Source organism: Aeribacillus sp. FSL K6-1121 (genome assembly GCF_038003725.1).
Classification (GTDB): domain Bacteria; phylum Bacillota; class Bacilli; order Bacillales; family Aeribacillaceae; genus Aeribacillus; species Aeribacillus composti.
The window spans coordinates 747,227-768,908 of record NZ_JBBOPS010000001.1 but is presented as its reverse complement, the minus strand read 5'-3'; the positions used below and the strand labels follow the sequence as shown (position 1 = coordinate 768,908).

General features: G+C 39.4%; 24 protein-coding genes. 2 read left to right on the top strand and 22 right to left on the bottom strand.

The annotated features are described in order from the left end of the window. Positions 1-96: 96 nt before the first annotated feature. The 13 genes from asnS to NSQ61_RS03930 form a co-directional block, all read right to left on the bottom strand. Complete coding sequence (gene asnS, locus NSQ61_RS03990; protein ID WP_144598146.1) at positions 97-1,389, bottom strand: asparagine--tRNA ligase; 1,293 nt, start codon at positions 1,387-1,389, stop codon at positions 97-99. A gap of 125 nt (positions 1,390-1,514) precedes the next feature. Then, positions 1,515-2,699, bottom strand: a complete 1,185-nt coding sequence (locus tag NSQ61_RS03985) for a pyridoxal phosphate-dependent aminotransferase (protein ID WP_066251883.1) — start codon at positions 2,697-2,699, stop codon at positions 1,515-1,517. An 18-nt stretch (positions 2,700-2,717) separates the two neighbouring features. Then, positions 2,718-3,221, bottom strand: a complete 504-nt coding sequence (locus NSQ61_RS03980) for a cell wall elongation regulator TseB-like domain-containing protein (protein WP_063388550.1) — start codon at positions 3,219-3,221, stop codon at positions 2,718-2,720. 12 nt (positions 3,222-3,233) lie between these two features. Beyond that, on the bottom strand, positions 3,234-3,404 hold the full coding sequence (locus tag NSQ61_RS03975; protein ID WP_065095534.1) for a YpmA family protein: 171 nt from the start codon (positions 3,402-3,404) through the stop codon (positions 3,234-3,236). Positions 3,405-3,682: 278 nt separating this feature from the next. Next, complete coding sequence (gene panD, locus NSQ61_RS03970; RefSeq protein WP_063388552.1) at positions 3,683-4,066, bottom strand: aspartate 1-decarboxylase; 384 nt, start codon at positions 4,064-4,066, stop codon at positions 3,683-3,685. A gap of 17 nt (positions 4,067-4,083) precedes the next feature. Further along, entirely contained in the window at positions 4,084-4,932 is an 849-nt protein-coding gene (panC, locus tag NSQ61_RS03965; protein WP_066251888.1) for a pantoate--beta-alanine ligase, read from the bottom strand. Then, complete coding sequence (gene panB, locus NSQ61_RS03960; protein WP_066251892.1) at positions 4,929-5,762, bottom strand: 3-methyl-2-oxobutanoate hydroxymethyltransferase; 834 nt, start codon at positions 5,760-5,762, stop codon at positions 4,929-4,931. Before panB ends, panC begins: the two co-directional genes overlap by 4 nt. Before the next feature lie 246 nt (positions 5,763-6,008). After that, a complete protein-coding gene (locus NSQ61_RS03955) occupies positions 6,009-6,989 on the bottom strand; it encodes a biotin--[acetyl-CoA-carboxylase] ligase (RefSeq protein ID WP_117016804.1) in 981 nt (326 codons plus the stop codon). Further along, complete coding sequence (locus NSQ61_RS03950; RefSeq protein WP_130156202.1) at positions 6,959-8,170, bottom strand: CCA tRNA nucleotidyltransferase; 1,212 nt, start codon at positions 8,168-8,170, stop codon at positions 6,959-6,961. Before NSQ61_RS03950 ends, NSQ61_RS03955 begins: the two co-directional genes overlap by 31 nt. Further along, positions 8,167-9,309: an N-acetyl-alpha-D-glucosaminyl L-malate synthase BshA gene (gene bshA / locus NSQ61_RS03945; RefSeq protein ID WP_130156200.1), complete on the bottom strand. Its 1,143-nt coding sequence runs from the start codon at positions 9,307-9,309 to the stop codon at positions 8,167-8,169. Before bshA ends, NSQ61_RS03950 begins: the two co-directional genes overlap by 4 nt. Positions 9,310-9,353: 44 nt before the next feature. Then, positions 9,354-9,758 (bottom strand): methylglyoxal synthase, encoded by a 405-nt coding sequence (gene mgsA / locus NSQ61_RS03940; protein WP_340806072.1) that lies wholly within the window; start codon positions 9,756-9,758, stop codon positions 9,354-9,356. Positions 9,759-9,769: 11 nt separating this feature from the next. Next, a complete protein-coding gene (dapB, locus tag NSQ61_RS03935; protein ID WP_340806071.1) occupies positions 9,770-10,549 on the bottom strand; it encodes a 4-hydroxy-tetrahydrodipicolinate reductase in 780 nt (259 codons plus the stop codon). 15 nt (positions 10,550-10,564) lie between these two features. Then, a complete protein-coding gene (locus NSQ61_RS03930) occupies positions 10,565-10,888 on the bottom strand; it encodes a nucleotide pyrophosphohydrolase (protein WP_063388560.1) in 324 nt (107 codons plus the stop codon). A 141-nt stretch (positions 10,889-11,029) separates the two neighbouring features. Here NSQ61_RS03930 and NSQ61_RS03925 point away from each other — a divergent pair, with 141 nt between their 5' ends. Then, positions 11,030-11,899 (top strand): YitT family protein, encoded by an 870-nt coding sequence (locus tag NSQ61_RS03925; RefSeq protein WP_094246122.1) that lies wholly within the window; start codon positions 11,030-11,032, stop codon positions 11,897-11,899. Positions 11,900-12,008: 109 nt separating this feature from the next. On the opposite strand, the gene ypjB is transcribed toward NSQ61_RS03925, so the two are convergent. Beyond that, a complete protein-coding gene (gene ypjB, locus NSQ61_RS03920; protein WP_063388562.1) occupies positions 12,009-12,788 on the bottom strand; it encodes a sporulation protein YpjB in 780 nt (259 codons plus the stop codon). A 64-nt stretch (positions 12,789-12,852) separates the two neighbouring features. Further along, positions 12,853-13,452: a DUF1405 domain-containing protein gene (locus tag NSQ61_RS03915; RefSeq protein WP_066251898.1), complete on the bottom strand. Its 600-nt coding sequence runs from the start codon at positions 13,450-13,452 to the stop codon at positions 12,853-12,855. A 288-nt stretch (positions 13,453-13,740) separates the two neighbouring features. Between NSQ61_RS03915 and NSQ61_RS03910 the strand changes: the two genes are divergently transcribed. Continuing rightward, a complete protein-coding gene (locus NSQ61_RS03910) occupies positions 13,741-14,028 on the top strand; it encodes a hypothetical protein (RefSeq protein WP_117016808.1) in 288 nt (95 codons plus the stop codon). A gap of 739 nt (positions 14,029-14,767) precedes the next feature. On the opposite strand, the gene NSQ61_RS03900 is transcribed toward NSQ61_RS03910, so the two are convergent. The 7 genes from NSQ61_RS03900 to NSQ61_RS03870 form a co-directional block, all read right to left on the bottom strand. Beyond that, a complete protein-coding gene (locus NSQ61_RS03900; RefSeq protein WP_063388566.1) occupies positions 14,768-16,228 on the bottom strand; it encodes an alanine/glycine:cation symporter family protein in 1,461 nt (486 codons plus the stop codon). Positions 16,229-17,091: 863 nt separating this feature from the next. Further along, positions 17,092-17,859: a menaquinol-cytochrome c reductase cytochrome b/c subunit gene (locus tag NSQ61_RS03895; protein WP_063388567.1), complete on the bottom strand. Its 768-nt coding sequence runs from the start codon at positions 17,857-17,859 to the stop codon at positions 17,092-17,094. Positions 17,860-17,923: 64 nt separating this feature from the next. Then, positions 17,924-18,598 (bottom strand): menaquinol-cytochrome c reductase cytochrome b subunit, encoded by a 675-nt coding sequence (qcrB, locus tag NSQ61_RS03890; RefSeq protein ID WP_063388568.1) that lies wholly within the window; start codon positions 18,596-18,598, stop codon positions 17,924-17,926. A 3-nt stretch (positions 18,599-18,601) separates the two neighbouring features. After that, complete coding sequence (locus NSQ61_RS03885) at positions 18,602-19,114, bottom strand: QcrA and Rieske domain-containing protein (RefSeq protein WP_063388569.1); 513 nt, start codon at positions 19,112-19,114, stop codon at positions 18,602-18,604. A 140-nt stretch (positions 19,115-19,254) separates the two neighbouring features. After that, positions 19,255-19,698 (bottom strand): YpiF family protein, encoded by a 444-nt coding sequence (locus tag NSQ61_RS03880; RefSeq protein ID WP_327873669.1) that lies wholly within the window; start codon positions 19,696-19,698, stop codon positions 19,255-19,257. An 83-nt stretch (positions 19,699-19,781) separates the two neighbouring features. After that, positions 19,782-20,324, bottom strand: a complete 543-nt coding sequence (locus NSQ61_RS03875; protein WP_063388571.1) for a ReoY family proteolytic degradation factor — start codon at positions 20,322-20,324, stop codon at positions 19,782-19,784. A gap of 72 nt (positions 20,325-20,396) precedes the next feature. Next, entirely contained in the window at positions 20,397-21,662 is a 1,266-nt protein-coding gene (locus NSQ61_RS03870) for a tetratricopeptide repeat protein (RefSeq protein WP_327873670.1), read from the bottom strand. Positions 21,663-21,682: the final 20 nt, after the last annotated feature.

Here is a 21,682-nt window from a genome sequence, read left to right as displayed (position 1 = left end):
ACCTCAAAATAAGTATACCATGATTGCGGCCATTCATGGCTTCAGAATGCATGGCTGAAAAACGAAACCTCCTGAAGATAGGAGGCTTCATGCAGTTTACGGATATAAACGATTTAATAAACGCGGAAATGGAATCGTTTCACGAACATGTTCGACACCGCATATCCAAGCAACAGTTCGTTCAAGTCCAAGGCCGAAGCCGGAATGAGGTACGGATCCGTATTGCCGCAGCTCAAGATACCATTTATAAGCTGCTTCGTCCAGATGATGCTCTTCAAGTCGTTTTTTTAATAAATGATAATCATGGATGCGTTCAGATCCGCCGATGATTTCTCCGTACCCTTCAGGAGCGATTAAATCCGCGCACAGAACAACCTCTGGTCGATTTGGATCAGGCTGCATATAAAAAGGTTTTAAGCTTGTCGGATAATGTGTAATGAAAACTGGTTTATCAAAGCTTTCCGCGATCGCTGTTTCATGCGGCGAACCAAAATCGTCCCCCCATGCGATGTCGTTGAATCCTTTCTTATGCAGCAGCGCGATAGCGTCGTCGTATGTTATTTTCGAAAACGGAGGAACAACCTGCTCCAGCTTGGAAATGTCACGTTCTAATGTTTTCAATTCAAGTGAACAATTTTTTAATACCGATTGCACAATATGGGAAACGTACTGCTCCTGCAGCTGCAAATTGTCTTCAAATTGATAAAACGCCATTTCCGGTTCAATCATCCAAAATTCAATTAAATGACGGCGCGTTTTCGATTTTTCAGCCCGGAATGTCGGCCCGAATGAAAATACTTTGCCTAAGGCCATAGCAGCTGCTTCCATATACAGCTGACCACTCTGCGAAAGGTAAGCATCTTCATCAAAATATTTCGTATGAAACAATTCCGTCGTCCCTTCAGGCGCACTTCCGGTCAAAATAGGGGGATCCACTTTGACAAACCCTTGATCATTAAAAAATTCATAAGTGGCACGGATGAGTTCGTTGCGCACTTTCATAATGGCGTGCTGGCGCTTTGATCGAAGCCAAAGGTGGCGATTGTCCATTAAAAATTCAGTACCGTGTTCTTTCGGCGTAATCGGATAATCGCTTGCTTCATGAATGATTTCTATATTTTCAACGCCAAGCTCATATCCAAAAGGTGAACGTTCATCCACTCTCACAACTCCTGTGACATACAAAGAGCTTTCTTGTGTGAGTTGTTTTGCTTTTTTAAATATTTCTTCATCCACCTTCGATTTTTCAACAACCCCTTGAATAAAGCCTGTTCCATCCCGAAGCTGCAAAAAAGCAATTTTTCCGCTTGATCGCTTATTCGCCAACCAGCAGCCGATTGTTACTTGTTCTCCGACATGGTTTTTAACATTTGAAATCGTTGTTTTCACAGCTTTACCCTCCATATGAAACCGCCTTTTTATTCGATGCTTTCTATTATACATATGTTATTCCTTTTTTTTCAATAAAGGAAACCAGCGAAAAAGCCGGCTGAACCACCGGCTATTGACAATCTTTACTGTTTATGATTGTTGACAAAGCGATCAATACGTTCAATCGCTTTATTTAAAAGTTCTAGTGATGTCGCATACGATAATCTTACATTATCTGGAGCACCGAAGCCGCTTCCTGGTACTAGCGCTACCTTTTCCTCTTCCAAGAGCGCCTCGACAAATTCGTCAACATTACGAAAACCTGTTATCTCTGCTGCTTCTTTTGCATTTGGAAATAAATAAAATGCTCCTTGTGGTTTAATGCACGAGAAACCAGGTATTTGCACAAGTTTTTCGTAAATGATATTTAAACGGTCTTCAAAAGCTCTTCTCATTATTTCGACCGGTTCTTGAGGTCCCTCATACGCCGCGATCGCAGCATATTGAGCAATTGAAGTCGGATTTGAAGTGCTGTGGCTCGCTAGGTTCGTCATAGCTTGAATAATGCGCTCATTGCCCGCCGCATAACCAATTCTCCATCCTGTCATTGAATGGGATTTCGATACACCATTAATAATAATTGTTTTTTCTTTTACTTCAGGAGAAATTTCAGCGATGGACACATGTTCATTTTCTCCGTATACTAATTTTTCATAAATTTCATCGGAAACGATAATAAGATCATGGCTAAGGCAAACCTCCGCCAATTCTTTCAACTCATCCCGCGTATAGATCATGCCGGTCGGGTTGCTCGGAGAATTGATAATCACCGCTTTTGTTTTGTTTGTGATCGCTTGCTGCAGCTGATCAGGCGTAATTTTAAATTGATTTTCTTCCCTTCCCTCTACAAATACTGGAGCTCCGCCTGCAAGCTTCACTTGTTCCGGATAGCTTACCCAGTATGGAGAAGGAATGATCACTTCATCACCATCGTCAAGAATAGCTTGGAACAATGTATATAAAGCGTGTTTAGCGCCTGTTGAAACAATAATTTCAGACGGTTTATATTCTAAATGCTGGTCTTTTTTAAATTTTTCTATAATTGCCTCTTTCAATGATATAAGTCCTCCAGAAGGCGTATACTTCGTATGTCCTTCTTTCATCGCTTTTTCTGCAGCGTCTAAAATATGATCAGGAGTGTTAAAATCCGGCTCACCTGCCCCAAGGCCAATCACATCATGCCCGGCTGCTTTCAATTCTTTTGCTTTTGCAGTGATCGCCAGTGTAGATGAAGGTGTTAAAGTTGATACGCGTTTAGATAAATTCACTTTTACAATGCTCCCTTCTTATTGCTTAATGCTGTACATTTTATAAACTCTGTCATCCGTAAAGCTAACAATAAAATATGTATAACGGTTTTGTTGGTCAATATATTGGACCTCCCAAACCGGTATATCCCATTTTTTCGAATCTGTATCATCATACCCAAGCATGATTTTCTTTATTTTCTTCGGCTTGCTGTTGTCAATGTTTTGAATCAATTGAAGTACGTCGTCTTTGCTCAAGCCTTCCTTCGCTTTTTTAATTAAAATTTTATCCGTGTTCCCCTTTTTCATCCAGCCGATAATTTTTTCGCCTTTTTTATTTTTCCCTTGAATGATATAGTAAACATTTCGATTATAAAATGTGTTGACTTCATCGATCGATGCAAAGCCATGCTCCTTCGCAGCTTGTATAGCTGTTTCGTGTCCTTTTGTTTTATCTTCTTTTGCACTATTATAAAGAAAAGCAAACGTCACCACTAAAAAGATAAGAGCGCATATAAAAGAAATAAAAATTTTTCCTTTCATTATGATCACCGATTATGTTCTATAAATAGTAAAAACCGCTTTATTTGGATCTTTGCTGTCAAGGGCTAATCCGAATAATAAATGTTCTCTTTTTAATGTCCGATTTAGCAAATCAACTATTTTATACAAATCGTCGGAATGCTCAACCGTAACGGAAGATATAATTTCGATTTTGCTTTCCATGTCAGCTTCCTCCTTTACAAAAACAAAATTTGTAATTCATACTTACAAAGCATCCAGGAAACAATACAGATACAACAGCAATATGTTGTTATCTGTACCCATTATAACAGCTTTACGGCTCACACTAAATAAAATTTCTCCTAGTCCACACCTAATTTTTTGAGGAGCCATCGCTGCTCCTCTTTTTTCTATATGTATAGAAAAGTTATGGCCAATTACGTCCGCAATAGAAAATAGGTCAAGCCCTATCGAAAGCTTAAGAGCCTGACCCTTGTTTATCACATAATCGTGTTCGCCGGTTCCTCTTTAATTAACTCGATGATTTCATTGTTTTCATTCATGATGGCTATCGTTGGACGGTGGTTTTTTAATTGATCTTCATGCACAAGCTTATAGGAAATGATAATGACCACATCACCGACCTGAACAAGCCGGGCAGCCGCACCGTTTAAACAAATGACACCGCTTCCTCTTTTTCCAGGAATCACATACGTTTCAAAGCGTTCGCCATTATTATTATTCACGATTTGCACTTTTTCATTCGGGACAATCCCAACGGCATCTAAAATATCCTGGTCGATCGTAACGGAACCTACATAGTTCAAATTTGCTTCCGTCACCCTTGCACGATGAATTTTTCCGTTCATCATCATACGGAACATGTATGAACCCCCCCCCTTTAGGTCAAATCGATAATAATATTATCGATCAGCCTAGCATGCTTAAATTTTACAGCAATCGCAACGATAATTTTTCCCGTAAGTGCGTTTGGTTTTTTCAAGTCAGGATAAGTCAAAATATCTATATAATCAATTTCTCCGCTCGTCTTTTCCGTTATATACGCTCTCATTTTTTCGATGATGGCTTCTTGATCATGCACTTTGTTCTCAACCATTTCTTTTGCCATTAATAACGATTGATATAAATGAACGGCTTCTTTTCGTTCCTGTTCGTCTAATCGTACGTTTCGAGAGCTTTTGGCCAATCCGTCCTCTTCACGAACCGTTTCCACCGGAACAATTTCAATTGGGAAATTAAGATCTTTTATAAGTGCTGCAACAACGGCAACTTGCTGGGCATCCTTCAATCCGAAATAGGCTCTGTCTGGAGTTATGATGTGAAACAGCTTTGTTAAAACCGTTGCCACTCCGTCAAAATGTCCCGGTCTTGATTTTCCGCACAAAACGTCAACGCGCTTCGTCACTTTTACTGTGACAGCAGGTTCTTCCGGATACATTTCTTCTTTTGTCGGCGCGAAAAAAAGGTCAACCCCTTTTTGTCTTGCCAGCTCTTCGTCGCGTTTGATATCGCGAGGGTATGTTTGATAGTCTTCATTCGGTCCAAATTGAAGCGGATTCACAAAAACGCTCATCACCGTTACGTCGTTTTCCTGTTTGGCCCGTTCAACCAATGATAAATGACCTTCATGCAAATATCCCATCGTTGGCACGAACCCTATCGTTTTTCCTTCTTTTTTCTTGAGATCGATTTCTTTTTTTATTTCCTCTATTGTAGTGACGATTTTCATTTTCCTTTTCCTCCATATAAGCTTGCAAGTTCCTCTTCATTCATGCGGAACGAATGATCCAACGATGGAAAGTCCCGATTTTTCACTTCATCTTTATAAGCTTCAATCGCTTTTACAATGCTTTCATTTACATTTGCATATTGTTTAACAAACTTCGGCACTCTTTCCACTCCAAATCCAATCAAATCATGAAACACTAACACTTGTCCATCTGTATATTTTCCTGCGCCGATGCCGATGGTTGGAATGGACAGCTCGTTTGTTATTTTTTCCGCCAGCTGAAACGGGATGCATTCCAATACAATGGCAATCGCGCCAGCCTGTTCGCATTTTTTCGCATCTAGCAGCAGCTTTTCTGCACTTTTCGCTTCTTTTCCTTGTACTTTATATCCGCCTAATACACCTACTGACTGAGGAGTCAGTCCGAGGTGGGCAACAACAGGAATGCCGGCATTTGTTAACAGAGATATGACGTCAAAAACAGGCCCTTCCACCTTTAAGGCATCTGCCCCGCTTTGCTGCACCATTTTCTTTGCATTTTGCAGCGTGTCTTCTGTCGAAATATGATACGACATAAAGGGCATATCCGTCACAACAAATGTATTTTTTGCTCCACGTTTTACAGCCTTCGTGTGGTGAATCATATCTTCCACCGTTACAGGTACGGTTGAATCATACCCTAAAACGACCATTCCAAGCGAATCGCCGACAAGGATCATATCAACATTTGCCTGTTCAGCAAGCTTAGCGGACGGATAATCGTACGCCGTCATCATCACGATTGGCTCTTGCTTTTGTTTCATTTGAATAAAATCCAGCTTTGTTTTCATAAAAACTCCCCCTCTTTTGTAGTTGCAGAGGGTAAGAACGAACCGATCAAAAAAACCTTCTTTCACTGAGAAAGAAGGATTTTTACCATTTCCTTATTATCGGCTTCTTCATCCCTCTGTCCCAGTCCTTTTGGATCAAGGCAGAATCAATCTTTTAATAATGACAACATGAAACTTTTTTGGTGCAGTTCCAAACAGGATACTGCCCTTTCGTTAAGTATAACAAAATTTCATTGTAAAATATATTTATTTGATATCAATATCTGCTGAATACACTTTTTCTATTTTTCCTTCAGAAGTTTCAATGAGAAGCGCCCCTTCTTCATTAATGCCAAGAGCCTTGCCGACAACTGTTCCGGATAATGTCCGGGCATGGATCGTTTTGTTTAAACTAATGGAATAGCTTTCCCATAAAAGTTTAATCGGTTTAAATCCATGCTCTAAATATGTAGTATACCATTTTTCAAAACGTTCGAGAAACTTTTGAATGATAAGGGCGCGATGAATTTTCTCTCCCTTTTCAATCGCTATGGAGGTAGCGGTATTGCGAATCGCTTCAGGAAATTCATCAATTTGCTGATTTACATTAATACCGATGCCGATGATCACCGAATGCACTTGATCAGCTTCCGCCTCAAGCTCTGTTAAAATTCCGACTGCTTTTTTTCCATTAATCAAAATGTCATTGGGCCATTTAATGGTCGGAGAAAGCCCTGTTGCCTCTTCAATCCCTTCTACGAGAGCAACGGCTGTCAATAAAGTAAGCTGAGGAGTTTTCTGTAAAGGTATGTTCGGCCGCAAAATGATGCTCATCCAAATCCCTGTACCTTTTGGCGAATACCATACTCTAGCCATTCTCCCTCTTCCGCCTGTCTGTTCATCCGCAACTACGAGCGTTCCCTCCTCAACACCTTTCTGCGACAATTCATGGGCAATTTTTTGAGTAGAATCAACCGTATCGTAATATACAATGTTTTGTCCTATAAAATCCGTTTGCAGACCTAATTGTATTTCGTTGGCTGTAATTTTTTCCGGCGTCTTGACTATTCTGTACCCCTTTCTTCGCACCGCCTCGAGGACAAATCCTTCCTTCCTCAATTCCTCAATATGCTTCCATACTGCCGTTCTTGAACAACCGAGCAATTCGCTGATTTTTTGGCCTGAAACATAACCTCCATCAGCTTCAGAAAAAGCTGCTAACAGCTTTCGCCTAATTTCTGATTGCAATTTTTTAACCACTCCTTTATTTCGCCGCTATTATTTTCAATCAATCCATTGACAACCTGTTGTTCAACCAGCGTTAAATATTCCTCCACCCATTTGCCCGGCTTTTTCGGCACGATGTTTAAAATGTCATTCCCCGTTACGGCCAATTCTTTTCTAGAATGGATTGGAAGCTGTTCGTAAGACTTTTGCAGTTTCTGAATGGCTTCTTCGTTTTTTTCTTTTTGCAGCACCTGCCTTATTCTTTCCAGCTGAAGAGCATCCTCAAGCCCTGTCTTATATAAAAGAAAGGCTGTCCAGTCTTTCTCGAAGAGACAATTGAGCAACTCAAGATGTCTGCATACTTTTTTGATCACCCTTCTAGGAAGCTTCCAATTCCGCATAAATGATTCACCATCATCCGTTTCTAAAACGAATAACAAAACAGTCCAGTATTCTTCCCGCTTACACAAATTATGCATTGGATATCTGAGCAGCTTGTTCAACTGTTCTTTCTTTTGTTTTAATCCAGGCATATGTTGATAAACATTCGTAAGAGTTAATAGTTGTATCGCATCATTTGCGGAAGCTCCAGCCAGAAGCTTTTCAAATTCAGCAGTTATTCGCTCGATCGATATGTTCTGAAGAAGCTTATGCCAAACGGTTATGGCTTGCAAAGTTTTTTCTTCAAGCCGAAAGGACAATTGGCTGACAAATCTTAAAGCGCGCAGCATTCTTAACGCATCTTCGGAAAAGCGTTCATACGGATCTCCCACTGTACGAATCATGCGGTTTTCTAAATCTTCCATGCCATTGACATAATCTAAAATGCGCCCGTTTTTGTCCATCGCCAAAGCATTAATTGTAAAATCGCGCCGCTTTAAATCTTCTTGCAGCGAGCTGACAAAACGGACATATTTAGGTCTTCGATACTCTTCGTATTCCCCTTCCGTCCGAAAAGTCGTCACTTCATACGGCTTTCCATTATGAAGAACGATGACTGTACCATGCTGCACCCCAACATCAATTGTTTTCGGAAAAATTTTTTGAATCTCATCAGGCTTTGCTGATGTGGCAATGTCGATATCCCCGATCTTCCGATTCAGCAATAAATCACGAACAGAACCGCCGACAAAATACGCTTCATGGCCATGCTCATTTAATTGTTCTATAATCGGTATTGCCTCCACAAATTCTGCTTTCATGTTGGAACTCCTTCAGATAGTAATTCAAAATAAATTTGCTCATATGTTGACACAATTTTTTCAGAATGAAATTTTTCTCTGACAAGCAGTATCGCATTTTCTGACATTTTTTGATGAAGTGTTTGATCTTCCAATAAGCGAATCGATTTTTCGGCGGTATCCTCAATATCGCCAAGCTCAACAATATAGCCTGTTTTATGATCTTCAATTACTTCCGGTATGCCGCCGATCCTCGTTCCAATACAGGGAACTCCGCAAGCCATCGCTTCCAATAAAACTAATCCAAAGCTTTCTTTTTCTGACAGCAGCAATTTTAAATCACTGATGGAATACAATTGATCTAAGTTTTCTTGCTTCCCCAAAAACAGCACATGATCTTCCAATTGCAGCTGTTTCACTAATTTCATGACAATCGACACTTCCGGTCCGTCGCCGACCAGCAACAGCTTCGATGGGACTTCCTGTCGGATGAGGGCAAATGCTTTGACGACATCAGGAACTCGCTTCACTTGCCGAAAATTTGATACGTGTATAAGCACTTTTTCATCATCTTGAATCCCGTACTCTCTTTTTAATGAAGGCAAATGTTTTTTATGATAAATTCGTTCATCAATAAAATTGTAAACCGTTTCAATTTCTTTTTTAGGCTCCAATAAATCATATGTTTGTTTAACGAGCGCCTTTGATACGGCTGTAACGCGGTCCGAAGCTTCAATCCCAAATTTGATCGCTATGGAGAGCGTTGGATCATATCCTAGCACAGTAATATCAGTACCATGAAGAGTTGTGACGATTTTTATTTTTCCCCCAACCATTTGTTTAGCCAAAAAAGCGCAAATCGCATGAGGCACAGCATAATGAACGTGCAAAATATCTAAATTTTCCCTCTCAATGACTTCGGCAATTTTGCTGGATAAAGCGAGATCATATGGAGGATATTTAAAAACAGAGTATTGATTAACTTCCACTTCATGAAAATAAATGTTGTGATAAACCTTATTCAGCCTGAATGGCATGCTGGAGGAAATAAAGTGAATTTCATGCCCTCTTTCTGCAAGCAATTTTCCAAGCTCTGTCGCCACCACGCCTGATCCTCCAACAGACGGGTAGCAAGTAATGCCAATTTTCAATTTTTTCATTCATTATCACCAGGAAAGGATATTTTCAAAACTATGATTTCTGCTCAATTTTTCTCGTGGATGATGTTTCTCCATGTAAAATCTCCCCGTTCAAGCCCCTTTACTAATATTTCCGCAGTGCCCATATTGGTTGCCAGGGGGATTGCATACACATCGCATAGACGGATAAGGGCAGAAACGTCCGGTTCATGAGGCTGGGCAGTCAGCGGGTCGCGAAAAAAGAAGACGGCATCCATTTCGTTTTTCGCGACTAATGCACCAATTTCTTGGTCGCCTCCAAGCGGACCGGATTGGAAGCGGTGAATTTTCAGTCCAGTTGCTTCCTGTATTCTTAAGCCTGTTGTGCCTGTTGCAAATAAATCATGCTTTTCTAATATATGTTTATAAGCAATGGTAAATTGAACCATATCGTCCTTTTTCTTATCGTGAGCAATGAGTGAAATCTTCATATATTTCCCCCTCATTCAATAATGTTTTCCAACCCGTAAACGAGCGTATCGATCTTCATCACGGTTTCAACGGAAAGCTTTATTCCTGACATAAAAGACGCACGATTATAGGAATCATGGCGAATTTTCAGCGTTTGACCGTCACCGCCAAACAAAACCTCTTGATGAGCCACTAACCCTGGAAGACGAACGCTGTGGATATGAATGCCATTCCATTCGCCGCCTCTTGCTCCTTTGATCGTTTCCTTTTCCTCCGGATGTCCTTGCTTTTTATTTCCGCGAACTTCATAAATCATTTCAGCCGTTTTGATTCCAGTTCCAGAAGGTGCATCAAGCTTTTTATCATGATGCATTTCGATGATTTCAACATCAGGGAAGTATCTGGCCGCCATTTTTGCAAATTTCATCATCAGTACAGCTCCAATCGCAAAATTTGGCGCGATAATTGCCCCGATTCCTTTTTCTTCCGCTAATTTTCTCAATTCCTGCAAGTCTTCTTCCTGAAAGCCGGTAGTTCCTACTACAGGGCGGACACCGTGCTCCAGCGCAAGCTTTGTATGTATTTTTCCAACCTCTGGTGTTGTCAAATCAATCAACACGTCTGGCGATGTTTCTGCAAAGCATTGTTCAGGGTTTGTATAGGTGCGGACTTGATCTTGAAACCATTCGCCATCATTTATTTTGTCTATTACAGCTGAAAGTGTAAAATGCTCTGTTTCATTTACCAGTTTTACTGCCTCTTGCCCCATGCGTCCTCTTGGGCCGGCAATGACGATCTTAATTTGTTCCATTATTCCATCACCTTTCTATTTTTTTGTCCATCTGTTTCGATCTCTAGTTTGAAATTTATGCATGACGCGATCGTGCGCCTTCTCAAGATCAATGTTTAAAGAATTGGCCAAGCAAATGATGACAAACAATAAATCGCCAATTTCCTCTTCAATTTCTTTCTCTTTCTCCGTTTCTTTTTTTGGCTTTTCCCCATAGTAATGATTAATTTCTCTTGCAAGCTCACCAAGCTCTTCTGTTAATCGCGCAAGCATCGCCAGCGGGCTGAAATAGCCTTCCTTAAATTGGGATATGTAATCATCTACTTCTTTTTGCAGGTCTTTAATTGTTTTACGTTCCATTAGGCAACCACCTCATTTGTCTTCTCTTTCATGTTAGCTAATTCCTTACCATTTGACAATGAAAAGAAATGTCGATTGAATTGTAACATACAATCTGATCCATTATAATTAAAAACATCGAAAAAAATAGGAGGTGGGAGTTTGTTGCCTTTTAAATTGAAAAACCTCTTTTTTATATTGCTCGGATCCGCTATTTTCTCGTTTGGACTCGTTCATTTTAATATGCAAAACAATTTAGCTGAAGGCGGTTTTACTGGTATTACGCTCCTTTTATTTTTTTTGTTTCAAATCAACCCCTCTATTTCCAATCTTGTATTGAATGTACCCATTTTTTTTATTGGATGGAAGCTTTTAGGGAAGACGACTTTTTTGTATACATTAATTGGAACGATTTCAGTTTCGTTCTTTTTATGGATTTTTCAGCTGCATCCATTTCATATTCCTCTACATGAAGATTTAACATTGGCGGCTCTGTTTGCAGGAGTTTTCATCGGCGTTGGACTAGGGATTATTTTTCGCTATGGCGGAACAACAGGTGGAGTTGATATCATTGCTCGTCTTGTTTATAAATTTTTCGGCATCAGCATGGGAAAAACAATGTTTTTATTTGACGCGTGCGTGATCACTTTATCGTCCATTTTTTATTTATCCTATCGCGAAGCCATGTACACATTAGTGGCTGTTTTTATCGGAACAAGAGTCATTGATTTTATTCAGGAAGGTGCCTATAGAGCAAAAGCAGCGACCATCATATCGGAGAAACATGAGGAAATTGCCGAAAAAATCATGAAGGATATGGATCGCGGAGTGACCATTTTAAAAGGACAAGGTTCGTTTACAAAACAGAATCGGAATATTTTATATTGCGTCGTCGCCAAAAATGAATTTGTCAAGCTGAAACAAGTTATTACAGCTGTCGACCCTCATGCGTTTGTTGTCGTCAGCGACGTTCATGATGTACTCGGTGAGGGCTTTACCCTTGATGAAAATAAAAATCCGATTGAGCACTAACGCGTTTCTTGTCGTCAACGATGTTTATGATGCTCAAGAAGGATTTACCCTTCATGAAAACAAAAACTTGTTTAAGCACTGACAGGCCAACATATTCGTTGGCCGCACTCTAGTTCTCTTTTCTTTTATCTGTTTTTTCTCCTTTGTATTTTTTCCATCCTGTATAAGCTAGTGCAATAAAAATGACGCTGCCCGTTGAAAACATCACCCATAACAGCGATGGATCTGCTTCGTCGTTTTTGACGCGATCAAAAATGTTTTTTAAGTCTTTTTCGATTTCCATCATATGCTTCTGTCTTGTCTTTTTCGAAATTTCAAAAAACATTTTGTCGTTTACTGCTGAAATATGTGTTTCAATCTTATCAATGTTTTTGCTGTCAACATCAACGGTAAGGCTTGGATAAATAACGGAGTACAGTGACAAAAAACGATTCCACTCATGCTGAAAAGCCGCCCAATCCTCTTTTTCCATTTCCGTTTTTAATTCTGCAAATGTCGTCATGATCGGTTCTTCCATTGTGCTCCAGAGCGGCTGGTGTTCAGACAGAATTGCATCAACAACAAGCCGGAATTGAGTGACTTTGTCGATCCGATCTTCATAGCTCATTCCATCGTTCTCAACGGCATCCAACGCTTTTTCGTAAGAAGCAGAAATGACCCGAAGCTCATTTATTGATAAGCGGTTTTCAACATTATTTTCTTTAAATTCGTTTTCAAGAAATAATAACAGCTGCTTCGCTTCATCAAACTTTTTTTGCTTTGAAAGCTGCCACGCATAATTCGTCATGACATCCAATGTTTCCCAATTGTTTTTTTCTTTTGCATTGATCGGTATTTGAAGCAGGAAAAAAAGCAAGAGAACAATCAACGTACTGATCCATTTTTTCATTCTTGTCCCCCCTATAACTACTAGTAATAGTTATTCAAGAGTGGACAAGAGTAGACCATGTTTCTTACAATTCTTTCAATTCAAATTTGTATGTTTGATTTTTTATAACAAAAAAATAGGCGATCGCAATGGAAATAATACTCAGCCAAAACGTAAAGTAACCGATTAGCGCAGAATATTGATTTAAAACGCTATATTGAGGCATCATATCAAAAACGTAATCAATAATTTCATTGTGAAGCGTCCATATGGAGGCCAGCATCAAGTGCTTCATTTCAAACCGATAATACGGTGCATACAACAGCCCTTCTATTGCCATTCCTAAATGGGACAAAATGAGCATCATTCCGTAAATGGATAAAACACCCGTTTCCAAATATACAAACAGGTTCATGGCAACCGCCCAAATTCCATATTTAAATAGCGTAATCATCGCTAGTGCTTCAAACAATTTAAAATGCTTTCCAACAAGAAACCCAATCAAAACGAAAACAAAGAACAAACTAGCGGTTGGACTGTCAGGAACAAACGCAATAAACTGTGGCGGTGTTTCGGAAAGCTGCTGTTTATACCAAATATAACCATAAATTGTTCCTGCTGTATTGATTAAAAGCATCAAATATAAAAATGATCGCTGCCTTAATACAAAAAATAACCAACCCATCCAAGTTCACTCCTTGGTTTTATTGAATTCGGGGTCATGTATCATGAGACACCCTGTACTATGTATGCCAAGAAAACACTCTTTTTTCATTGCAGAAATGTTCCTTATATTTTGAAGAACTAAATGGTAGGAACGCATTTTTAAAATAAGTTTATCGCCTTCCACAGCAACAATATTCATCCTGATTATCAAGAGTAACATTCTCTGTAAATAAGGAAAGCGCTCCTCATCTTTGGTAGAATTTTGTTTGATAAGAACATGACCTACCAAAAAAGGAGCACCTTTAAGGTGAAGTCTACCACACCTATCCACAAAATCAAGACCGAATGTACATCGCAAAATGCAAACAACTTCGACAGATTCAAATATTCCTGGAGCACACGAAAAATCAAGCCTGAGAAAGCGCTACAGGACTTGCCTGCATCAACGAAACGTCACGCTGCGGAAGATGCCGCCTGTCGTTACTGGAAATGGTACGTCGATGATGAAGAAGGCATGACGGTCACCTACCAAGCGATCTTCTGGAAGAACCCTCATCGTGTTGAAATCATAATGCCAAACACAGGTGGTGGATGACGGCCAGATGCTCTAAATCTAATCTTTAATACGGATTTCGATACAAACCAATCGTCACCAACCTCGAGTAGGAAGCGCTCAATTTGTGGCGTTTTTACAACAAACGATGTTCCATGGGAAATTACATCAAAGAAGCTAAGTGCATGTTTGCCATGGACTGGATTGCGACTGGCGATTTTGAAGCCAATGAACTTGATTCTCACCAAACTGTTTTCCAACAACCGCTATGAGCGGTTTAAACAAGATTACTGTGAACCCGTTCATCGAGCATACAGCACTGCTCGGTTTCACTTAGAATTCTTCCGTTGTACAGCAATGTACGGTACAGCTGTCGAGGAATTCTCAGGTTGATAAAAGATTTTGCTAATCAACAGACCTGGAGGAGAAGCGAAACAAAGATCGTCCGGCTAGAATGAGTTTACCACAATTTCGCATAGGAATACCGAAGCTCTTAACAGTCGGGAGGGAAGACTAAAGAGTCATGTGATATGATTCAGCGATGCTAACAAATGTACTGTTTGCATACTCTGATATTTCGTCATCTATCATTGTCTACGATGCTGAAAAACACTGAATGATTATTACTATCTAATCCCAATGTTATATTAAGATCATTTCCTTTGATAAACTGATCATAACACAAGTGAAAAGAAAGGGCGATTCATCACACAGCCTATAAAGGTGAGCGACTTCTCGCCAATTTACGTTAAAAAAGGGGCTTATTGTTGGTACGCAATCTTTAGGATCTTTCTTCATTTTCATGTTTATACCCGTCTGCCCAAAATTCGGCATTTTTTACACCCTGTTTTGTAGAATCATAAGTCGGATCAACACCTTGTTTTTTCTGATTTTCATAGTCTTTTAACGCCCTGATGGCCGGTTTATATAATAATACGAGACCGATTAAGTTCACCCATACCATCAATCCTAGTCCGACATCTCCCAAAGTCCATGCGATATCAGATGTCCGAACCGTTCCGTAAAAGACGGCAGCCAAAAAAATTAACTTTAAGACAAGAATCGGTATATTCTTACTTTTTTTCTTAAACAAATATATAATATTTACCTCGGCAATATAATAGTATGCCATTATTGTTGTAAATGCAAAGAAGAATAATGCCACTGCTACAAAGGGGGATCCAAATCCAGGTAGTTGGGAATCGACTGCAATTTGAGTATAAGCAGTACCCACTTCAACAGTTTCTCCAATATTGTTTACAAGCAATGATTTTTGATCAGGCTCATACACATTGTAGGAATTTGTAAACAAAATCATAAAAGCTGTTGCTGAACAGACAAGCAATGTATCAATGTAAATAGAAAATGACTGTACGAGCCCCTGTTTGGCCGGGTGGGAAACTTCGGCAGCACTAGCAGCATGCGGCCCCGTTCCTTGACCAGCTTCATTTGAATAAATCCCACGCTTTACACCCCAAGAAATCGCACTTCCTAAAATCCCTCCGAATAATTGATTAGCTCCAAACGCACTAGAGAAAATTAGTTTAAATACACCAGGAACTGCTTCAATATTCATGATAATAATGATAAGTGAAATAAGTATATATCCGATTGCCATAAAAGGCACTACTAATTGAGCGACGTTGGCGATTCTTTTTACTCCGCCAAGAATAATCACTCCCAATAGTACAACTAAGATGATTCCTGTTACGGTCGGATCAACGGAGAATGCTTTTTTAAATCCAGAAGAAATGGCATTTGATTGAACACCCGGCATTAAAACACTCATTGCTACAATCGCAGCCACAGCAAAAACCATTCCGGCCCAACGTCGATTTAACCCTTTTTCAATATAATAAGCCGGTCCTCCGCAGTATATCCCATCCACTTTTTCTTTATAAATTTGGCCAAGTGTCGATTCCACATATGCCGTAGCAGCACCAAAAAAAGCAATTAGCCACATCCAAAATACTGAACCGGGACCACCATATGCGATCGCAGTAGCAACACCAGCAATATTCCCGGTTCCGACCCGTCCCGATAATGCGATCGACAATGCTTGAAAAGAAGAAATTCCCGACTTGGAACTTTTTCCTTTAAACATTTGCTGAACCATATCTTTGATCAATCGTATTTGAGCAAATTTTGTCATAAATGAAAAAAACACTCCGATTCCAATACAAAATACGATCATCGGCGTACTCCAAAGCCACCCACTCAATGTTTCAATAAAACCATCCAAAAAAAAATTCCCCCTTATTTTAATGTTATGAGTAATTATAGCTCAGCATTTATATTTATAATAGATTCTTCATTAATTTTTGTGAAATAACACAAAAAAGAAAATATTTTTGAATTATTTGAAATGAATGTTAGTGCTATGCAACCAATTATCAGGAGGTTGAACATATTTTCTGTGTGACTAGAATTTCCAGAATTTTAAGTCGTTACTTAACATATGTTTGAAACACATTATAATGTTTAAATAGAGAAAAGGTTTTAGCAAGAACGCTGTCCTTTTACGGCTTTTTTCACCACAAATGTTCAGAACAGGTGGACGAGAAAAATCTGTGAATTACCCTTATGAAATAAACCGTTGTTTTGAATTGTTTATGTGAAACGATATCGTTGTGTCGATGATCGTGAAATATATAATTGGAGCAGCTCAAAATTCAATTATCAAATACCCCAATCATGGAATACTTTCAGACACTCCATACCTACACATGAGCAGAGGGCACAAATCATAAAATCAAAACAGTAAACGCCTTAGCATACTGGCTATAGAAACCAATACCGATTTAGAACACGTGGCTTGTTTAGATTGTACAGGAGAAACGTATAATAAGCAGGTGTCCTAGCCCTCCTTCTTTATCATTTTGTCAAAAAATAGTAAATGGATAGAAAGCCGTCAACAAAGGCGATTGACCTCCTCTATTTTTTCATTTACCAGTCTACAAAAAGAAAATACAATCGCATCAATCTTGCTGACTTAATTGTTAGAGTTGTTTCACAGTCAATGGAGATAAGACAATAAAAAAGCTTGTAGAGAAAAAATCTTCCTTTCTCTACAAGCTATACAGACAAACGCGATGTCAGCTCTTTTTATTTCGATGTAACACTAGAAACAAACTCTGCTAATACTTTCAACTCTTCATCCGTACCTTTAAAGATTCCAGGAGGCATGCTTCCTACGCCTTCTTTAGCAATTTTCGCAACTTCTTCCGGAGACAATCCGTTATCAACTAAAGAAGGTCCAGCCGCTCCGCCTTGCAGGTTATCACCGTGGCAGGAGACGCAGCCTTGTTCCTGAAATATTTTGTATCCTTCCGAATTTGTATCAATTTTAGCTTCCGCTTTAATTTTCCCTTGTTCCTCTTTTAATTCCCAGTCCGTATGCTCAACCGACTCCCATGTTAAATAAACGATGGAAGCTACAGCTAGCAGCATCATTCCTACAGCAACCGGACGCTTATGCGGACGGCGTTCTGGCCCGCGATCCAAAAATGGAGCAAGAAGTAGCGCAGAAAATGCCAGTCCAGGTATTACGATTGCACCGATAACGGTATAAGGACCTGATGCATAAGAATATTTTAAAAGCTGGTATAAAAATAAGAAGTACCAGTCAGGAAGCGGTATGTAACCAGTATCCGTAGGATCTGCAACCCGCTCAAGCGGTGACGGATGGGCAACGGTTAAACATAAAAAGCCAATTAAAAAGACCGCGCCAACTAACCATTCTTTTAAAAGAAAGTTGGGCCAAAAAGCTTCAGTTTTCCCTGGGTATTCGGAGTAATCTTTCGGTATGTTCGGCTTTCTTTCAGCCGACACACGAGAATCTCCAACGAACTTCATACCTTTTCCGCGATGCATTGTTTCCCCTCCTTTGTTAAGCGGTTCGCCACGAACAACTTACTAAAAAAGAATAAGCCGGATTTTATAGCGGACCTGAAATCCCTTGTTTGCGAATCATTAAGAAGTGCGCTGCCATTAATCCGAATAATGCAGCAGGCAAGAAAAATACATGAATCGCAAAGAAGCGAGTCAATGTTTGCGCACCGACAATTTCGGAATGCCCTGCAAGCAAAATTTTGACGTACTCTCCAATAAGCGGTGTCGATTCAGCAATCTGCAAGGTAACTTTTGTCGCAAATAACGCTTTCATGTCCCAAGGCAATAAATAGCCTGTCAAACCTAAACCTAGCATAACGAAGAAAATGAGTACACCGACAATCCAGTTAAGCTCGCGTGGCTTTTTGTATGCTCCTTGGAAAAATACACGTAAAGTATGTAAAAACATCATGACGATGACTAAGCTTGCTCCCCAATGGTGCATACCGCGAACAATTTGTCCGAACGCCACTTCATTTTGCAAATAATAGACAGACTCCCATGCATTTTTAATATCCGGCACGTAATACATCGTTAAAAACATGCCAGACAGCACTTGAATCACTGTAACAAAAAACGTCAAACCCCCAAAGCAGTATACAAATGCTGAGAAGTGATGGGCTGGGTTAACATGTTCGGGAACTTCATGGTCTGCGATATCGCGCCATAAAGGGGTGATATCTAACCGTTCATCAACCCAATCATACAATTTGTTGAGCACTTATTACGCCCCCCCTCTTGGTTTAGCTTTTCCTAAATATAAAAATCCATCTTGAATTTTGTACTCATATTCATCCAGCGGAGCAGAAGGCGGTGTTCCAGGGACATTGTCGCCGTTTTTCTCATACAATCCTCCGTGGCAAGGACAGAAGAACATGTTAGGGTTTGATTTATCCCCGTTCCAGTTTACTGTGCAGCCAAGGTGTTTACAAATTGGAGAAAGTGCAACAATTTCTCCTTTTTCATTTTTATAAACCCACGCGGATTTTGGCTCTTCAGCTTCATGCCACGCGTCCTTCTGTTTAATGGTAAAGTCGACACGTGTCGGTTCTTCTTTAATGTCTGATTCCTTTACATTTGTATTAACAAATTCTCCAGCTGCTTTCGGCTGCAATACAGGATCTACAGCGAAACGAACCATCGGCATGAGCATGCCCGCAGCCATAAAGCCGCCTACACCCGTTAGCGTATAGTTTAAAAATTGACGTCTTGAAACACGGTGTTTATTCTCGCTCATCTTTTTCCCCCCTCTATCTCAAGCTAGTCCATAATGGACATATACAGAAACATATAAAACTAGGACATACTCATGATATATCAATCTTTGTAGAAGGTCAATATAATCATATCGTTAGAAACAAGGGATTGAAAGGGTTTTTAGGTTCGATTCCAATATTGTAATAAAATGTTCATAATTTGTTCGATTTGGTCCTGAACAACCTTTCGCTTTACATCCTGATCCATATGTTCTATTGGGATTGACGGAATCCATATAAATTCATCACCTTCTTTGCGCCATCTTTCTTCACATGTTAAAAAAATGACATGCTGAAAATGCTGTTTAATCGTATCTTTCCACTTTTTTAACAGTTTATCCAAATCAATGTCGTCATTTTTTAAAGAAACAAACGGAGGCAACAGCATGATCCGCCCCTTTAACTGCCGTTCAAGCTCCTGTGAAACAATTGTAATAAAATCTGCTTTTGACGCATTTCTTTTCAGTTCCTCATCAAAAGATACCGATAGGATAGGAACAACTGCAGTATCAACGTACTCCCTTGATTGAAGAAAAGAATCGATATCAACCATTTGCCATTTCACTGATTTCAGCCCCTATTTTTTATTTTTCCTTACTCATTATAAAACTGATAAGCAAAATAAAAAAGCAATGCTGTACACATTGCCTAACATCCTAAATTGTTCAATTGTTTTACAAGCTTTCGAAACGCCTCTTCATCGTGAGCATCCAACGCTTCATCAATTAAGCGGAGGAGTTTTTCTTTTTGAAATTTTTTAATTGACTCCTCCAAAATTTTTTCCGCAAGCAGCCGGTCTTTCTCATTTCTTTGCATATCTTTAGGCAAATATGGATTTTCAACTAAAACGGCAGCATATTCCGGGGAACGGTATTGAGCGCGAAAGTTTAACTGGATATACAAGTCTTCATCTTTATTCAAGCGAATATCGTGAAAAGACTTTTCTGCATCTGTTGTCATCACATTTTCTTTATAAAATCTAAACGGAACATCATCCACACAGTGGGTGGACATGATCATTCCCCTCGGACAAAATTTGGCATGCTCTACAAAATGGACGTTTTCCATTAATGAATCATGGCTCATTAAATAATTTAATATCCATACGCATTCCCGTCTTTTCAACTGATAATGATTTAAAAACCAGCGAATAAATTCTTTCTTCTCGTTAACAGAAACAGGGGCTTTCATCTTTAACCCTCCTCTGCTTTCCATCTAATTCAAAAATTCAACATAGTTGCGTTGAATTCCTTCCAATTCCGCCTAAAAATTGTCCTCCAATTCGAGCAGCATATTTTCATATTCAATGTTGCCTGGATCAAGCTCCAGCGCTTTTTCAAAAAGCTTCCTAGCCTTTGCCCGCTCCCCTTCTTCAAGCAGAAAATAAGCGTAATTCTCCAAAAATTCCGGGTCTGTTTTAAAATTATTATATGCACTTTCATAATGCTTTAATGCCTTTTCGTACTGTTCGGTGCGATGATAAGCGATCGCTAAATTGAAGTCAAAATGAGGATCATATTCTTCATGTCTTTCCACGATTTCCGTCAACATCTCAATCGTTTCCATATATTTGCCTTGGTTTAACAAAACTCCTGAAAGTGTTATGATTGCTTCTATATAACCCGGATCCAGCTCCAGCGCTTTTTTTAACAATTTTACTGCATTATCTACATCTTTGAGCTTTAAGGCAATTTTTCCGCCGAATAAATAAAGCTCTTTATTAAATGGATCCTCCTGTAAACCTTCTTGAACAATTTGAAAACTTTTTTCCACCATCCCTTCCTGTTCATAGCTTTTGGCCAAATATAAATATAGTGAGTGGTAGGTAGTGTCCAATTCCTTTATTCGTTCAAATTGTGCAATCGCTGTTTTTGTCTGGCCTGCATTTAAAGCTGTCATCCCATAAGCGAAATATGTGTCCAAATCCTCTTCTTCCACCGCTTTCTCAAAATAAGCAAGGGCTTCTTCAAATTCACCGCAAGCAGATAAAGACTCGCCTATTCGTTTATGAATATTTACATTCATTATATTTTCAAATTCCTCTAGGACTACTCTATAAAAGTCGATTGCTTGACGATATTTTCCGAGATGAAAATAATGCTCGGCTAATGCGAAATCAATTACTTTCTCTTCAGGCAACCTTCTCTTTGCTTCCTTCAGTTTTTGTTCGCTGACTTCATATAAGCCTTGCAATTGATACAAATCAGCCATAAGAAGAAGGGCTTGCGGATATGATTCATCCTCTTGATCAATTTCATTCAGCAGATCAATCGCTTTTTCTTCATCGTCAAGCTCAATGTATATTTCCGCCAAAAAAAGAGTGATGGCAGATTCATCAGGGTATAACTGCGACAGCTCCTCAGCTATTTTTAGCGCTTCATCTGTCCTTCCCCATTGAAAATATTTTTCCGCAAGCTCAAACTTTTCTTCATCATTTAACTCTTTTTCAATGGATGAAAGTTTTTTCAATCCTTTTTCCACTTGGCCGCTTTCAACTAATTGAACGGCTTCGCTCATTTTTTTATTCAACCTAAAACTCCCCTTCTAAA

Excerpts from the sequence above, each read along its gene's own strand:
- NSQ61_RS03885 (WP_063388569.1), bottom strand. The coding sequence starts at position 19,114 with ATGAGCGAGAATAAACACCGTGTTTCAAGACGTCAATTTTTAAACTAT.
- NSQ61_RS03950 (WP_130156202.1), bottom strand. The coding sequence starts at position 8,170 with ATGAAAGCAGAATTTGTGGAGGCAATACCGATTATAGAACAATTAAAT.
- NSQ61_RS03975 (WP_065095534.1), bottom strand. The coding sequence starts at position 3,404 with ATGGAAAGCAAAATCGAAATTATATCTTCCGTTACGGTTGAGCATTCC.
- panD (WP_063388552.1), bottom strand. The coding sequence starts at position 4,066 with ATGTTCCGTATGATGATGAACGGAAAAATTCATCGTGCAAGGGTGACG.
- NSQ61_RS03930 (WP_063388560.1), bottom strand. The coding sequence starts at position 10,888 with ATGGAACGTAAAACAATTAAAGACCTGCAAAAAGAAGTAGATGATTAC.
- NSQ61_RS03895 (WP_063388567.1), bottom strand. The coding sequence starts at position 17,859 with ATGCATCGCGGAAAAGGTATGAAGTTCGTTGGAGATTCTCGTGTGTCG.
- bshA (WP_130156200.1), bottom strand. The coding sequence starts at position 9,309 with ATGAAAAAATTGAAAATTGGCATTACTTGCTACCCGTCTGTTGGAGGA.
- NSQ61_RS03980 (WP_063388550.1), bottom strand. The coding sequence starts at position 3,221 with ATGAAAGGAAAAATTTTTATTTCTTTTATATGCGCTCTTATCTTTTTA.
- mgsA (WP_340806072.1), bottom strand. The coding sequence starts at position 9,758 with ATGAAGATTTCACTCATTGCTCACGATAAGAAAAAGGACGATATGGTT.
- ypjB (WP_063388562.1), bottom strand. The coding sequence starts at position 12,788 with ATGAAAAAATGGATCAGTACGTTGATTGTTCTCTTGCTTTTTTTCCTG.
- NSQ61_RS03915 (WP_066251898.1), bottom strand. The coding sequence starts at position 13,452 with ATGGGTTGGTTATTTTTTGTATTAAGGCAGCGATCATTTTTATATTTG.
- NSQ61_RS03875 (WP_063388571.1), bottom strand. The coding sequence starts at position 20,324 with ATGAAAGCCCCTGTTTCTGTTAACGAGAAGAAAGAATTTATTCGCTGG.
- dapB (WP_340806071.1), bottom strand. The coding sequence starts at position 10,549 with ATGGAACAAATTAAGATCGTCATTGCCGGCCCAAGAGGACGCATGGGG.
- panB (WP_066251892.1), bottom strand. The coding sequence starts at position 5,762 with ATGAAAACAAAGCTGGATTTTATTCAAATGAAACAAAAGCAAGAGCCA.
- panC (WP_066251888.1), bottom strand. The coding sequence starts at position 4,932 with ATGAAAATCGTCACTACAATAGAGGAAATAAAAAAAGAAATCGATCTC.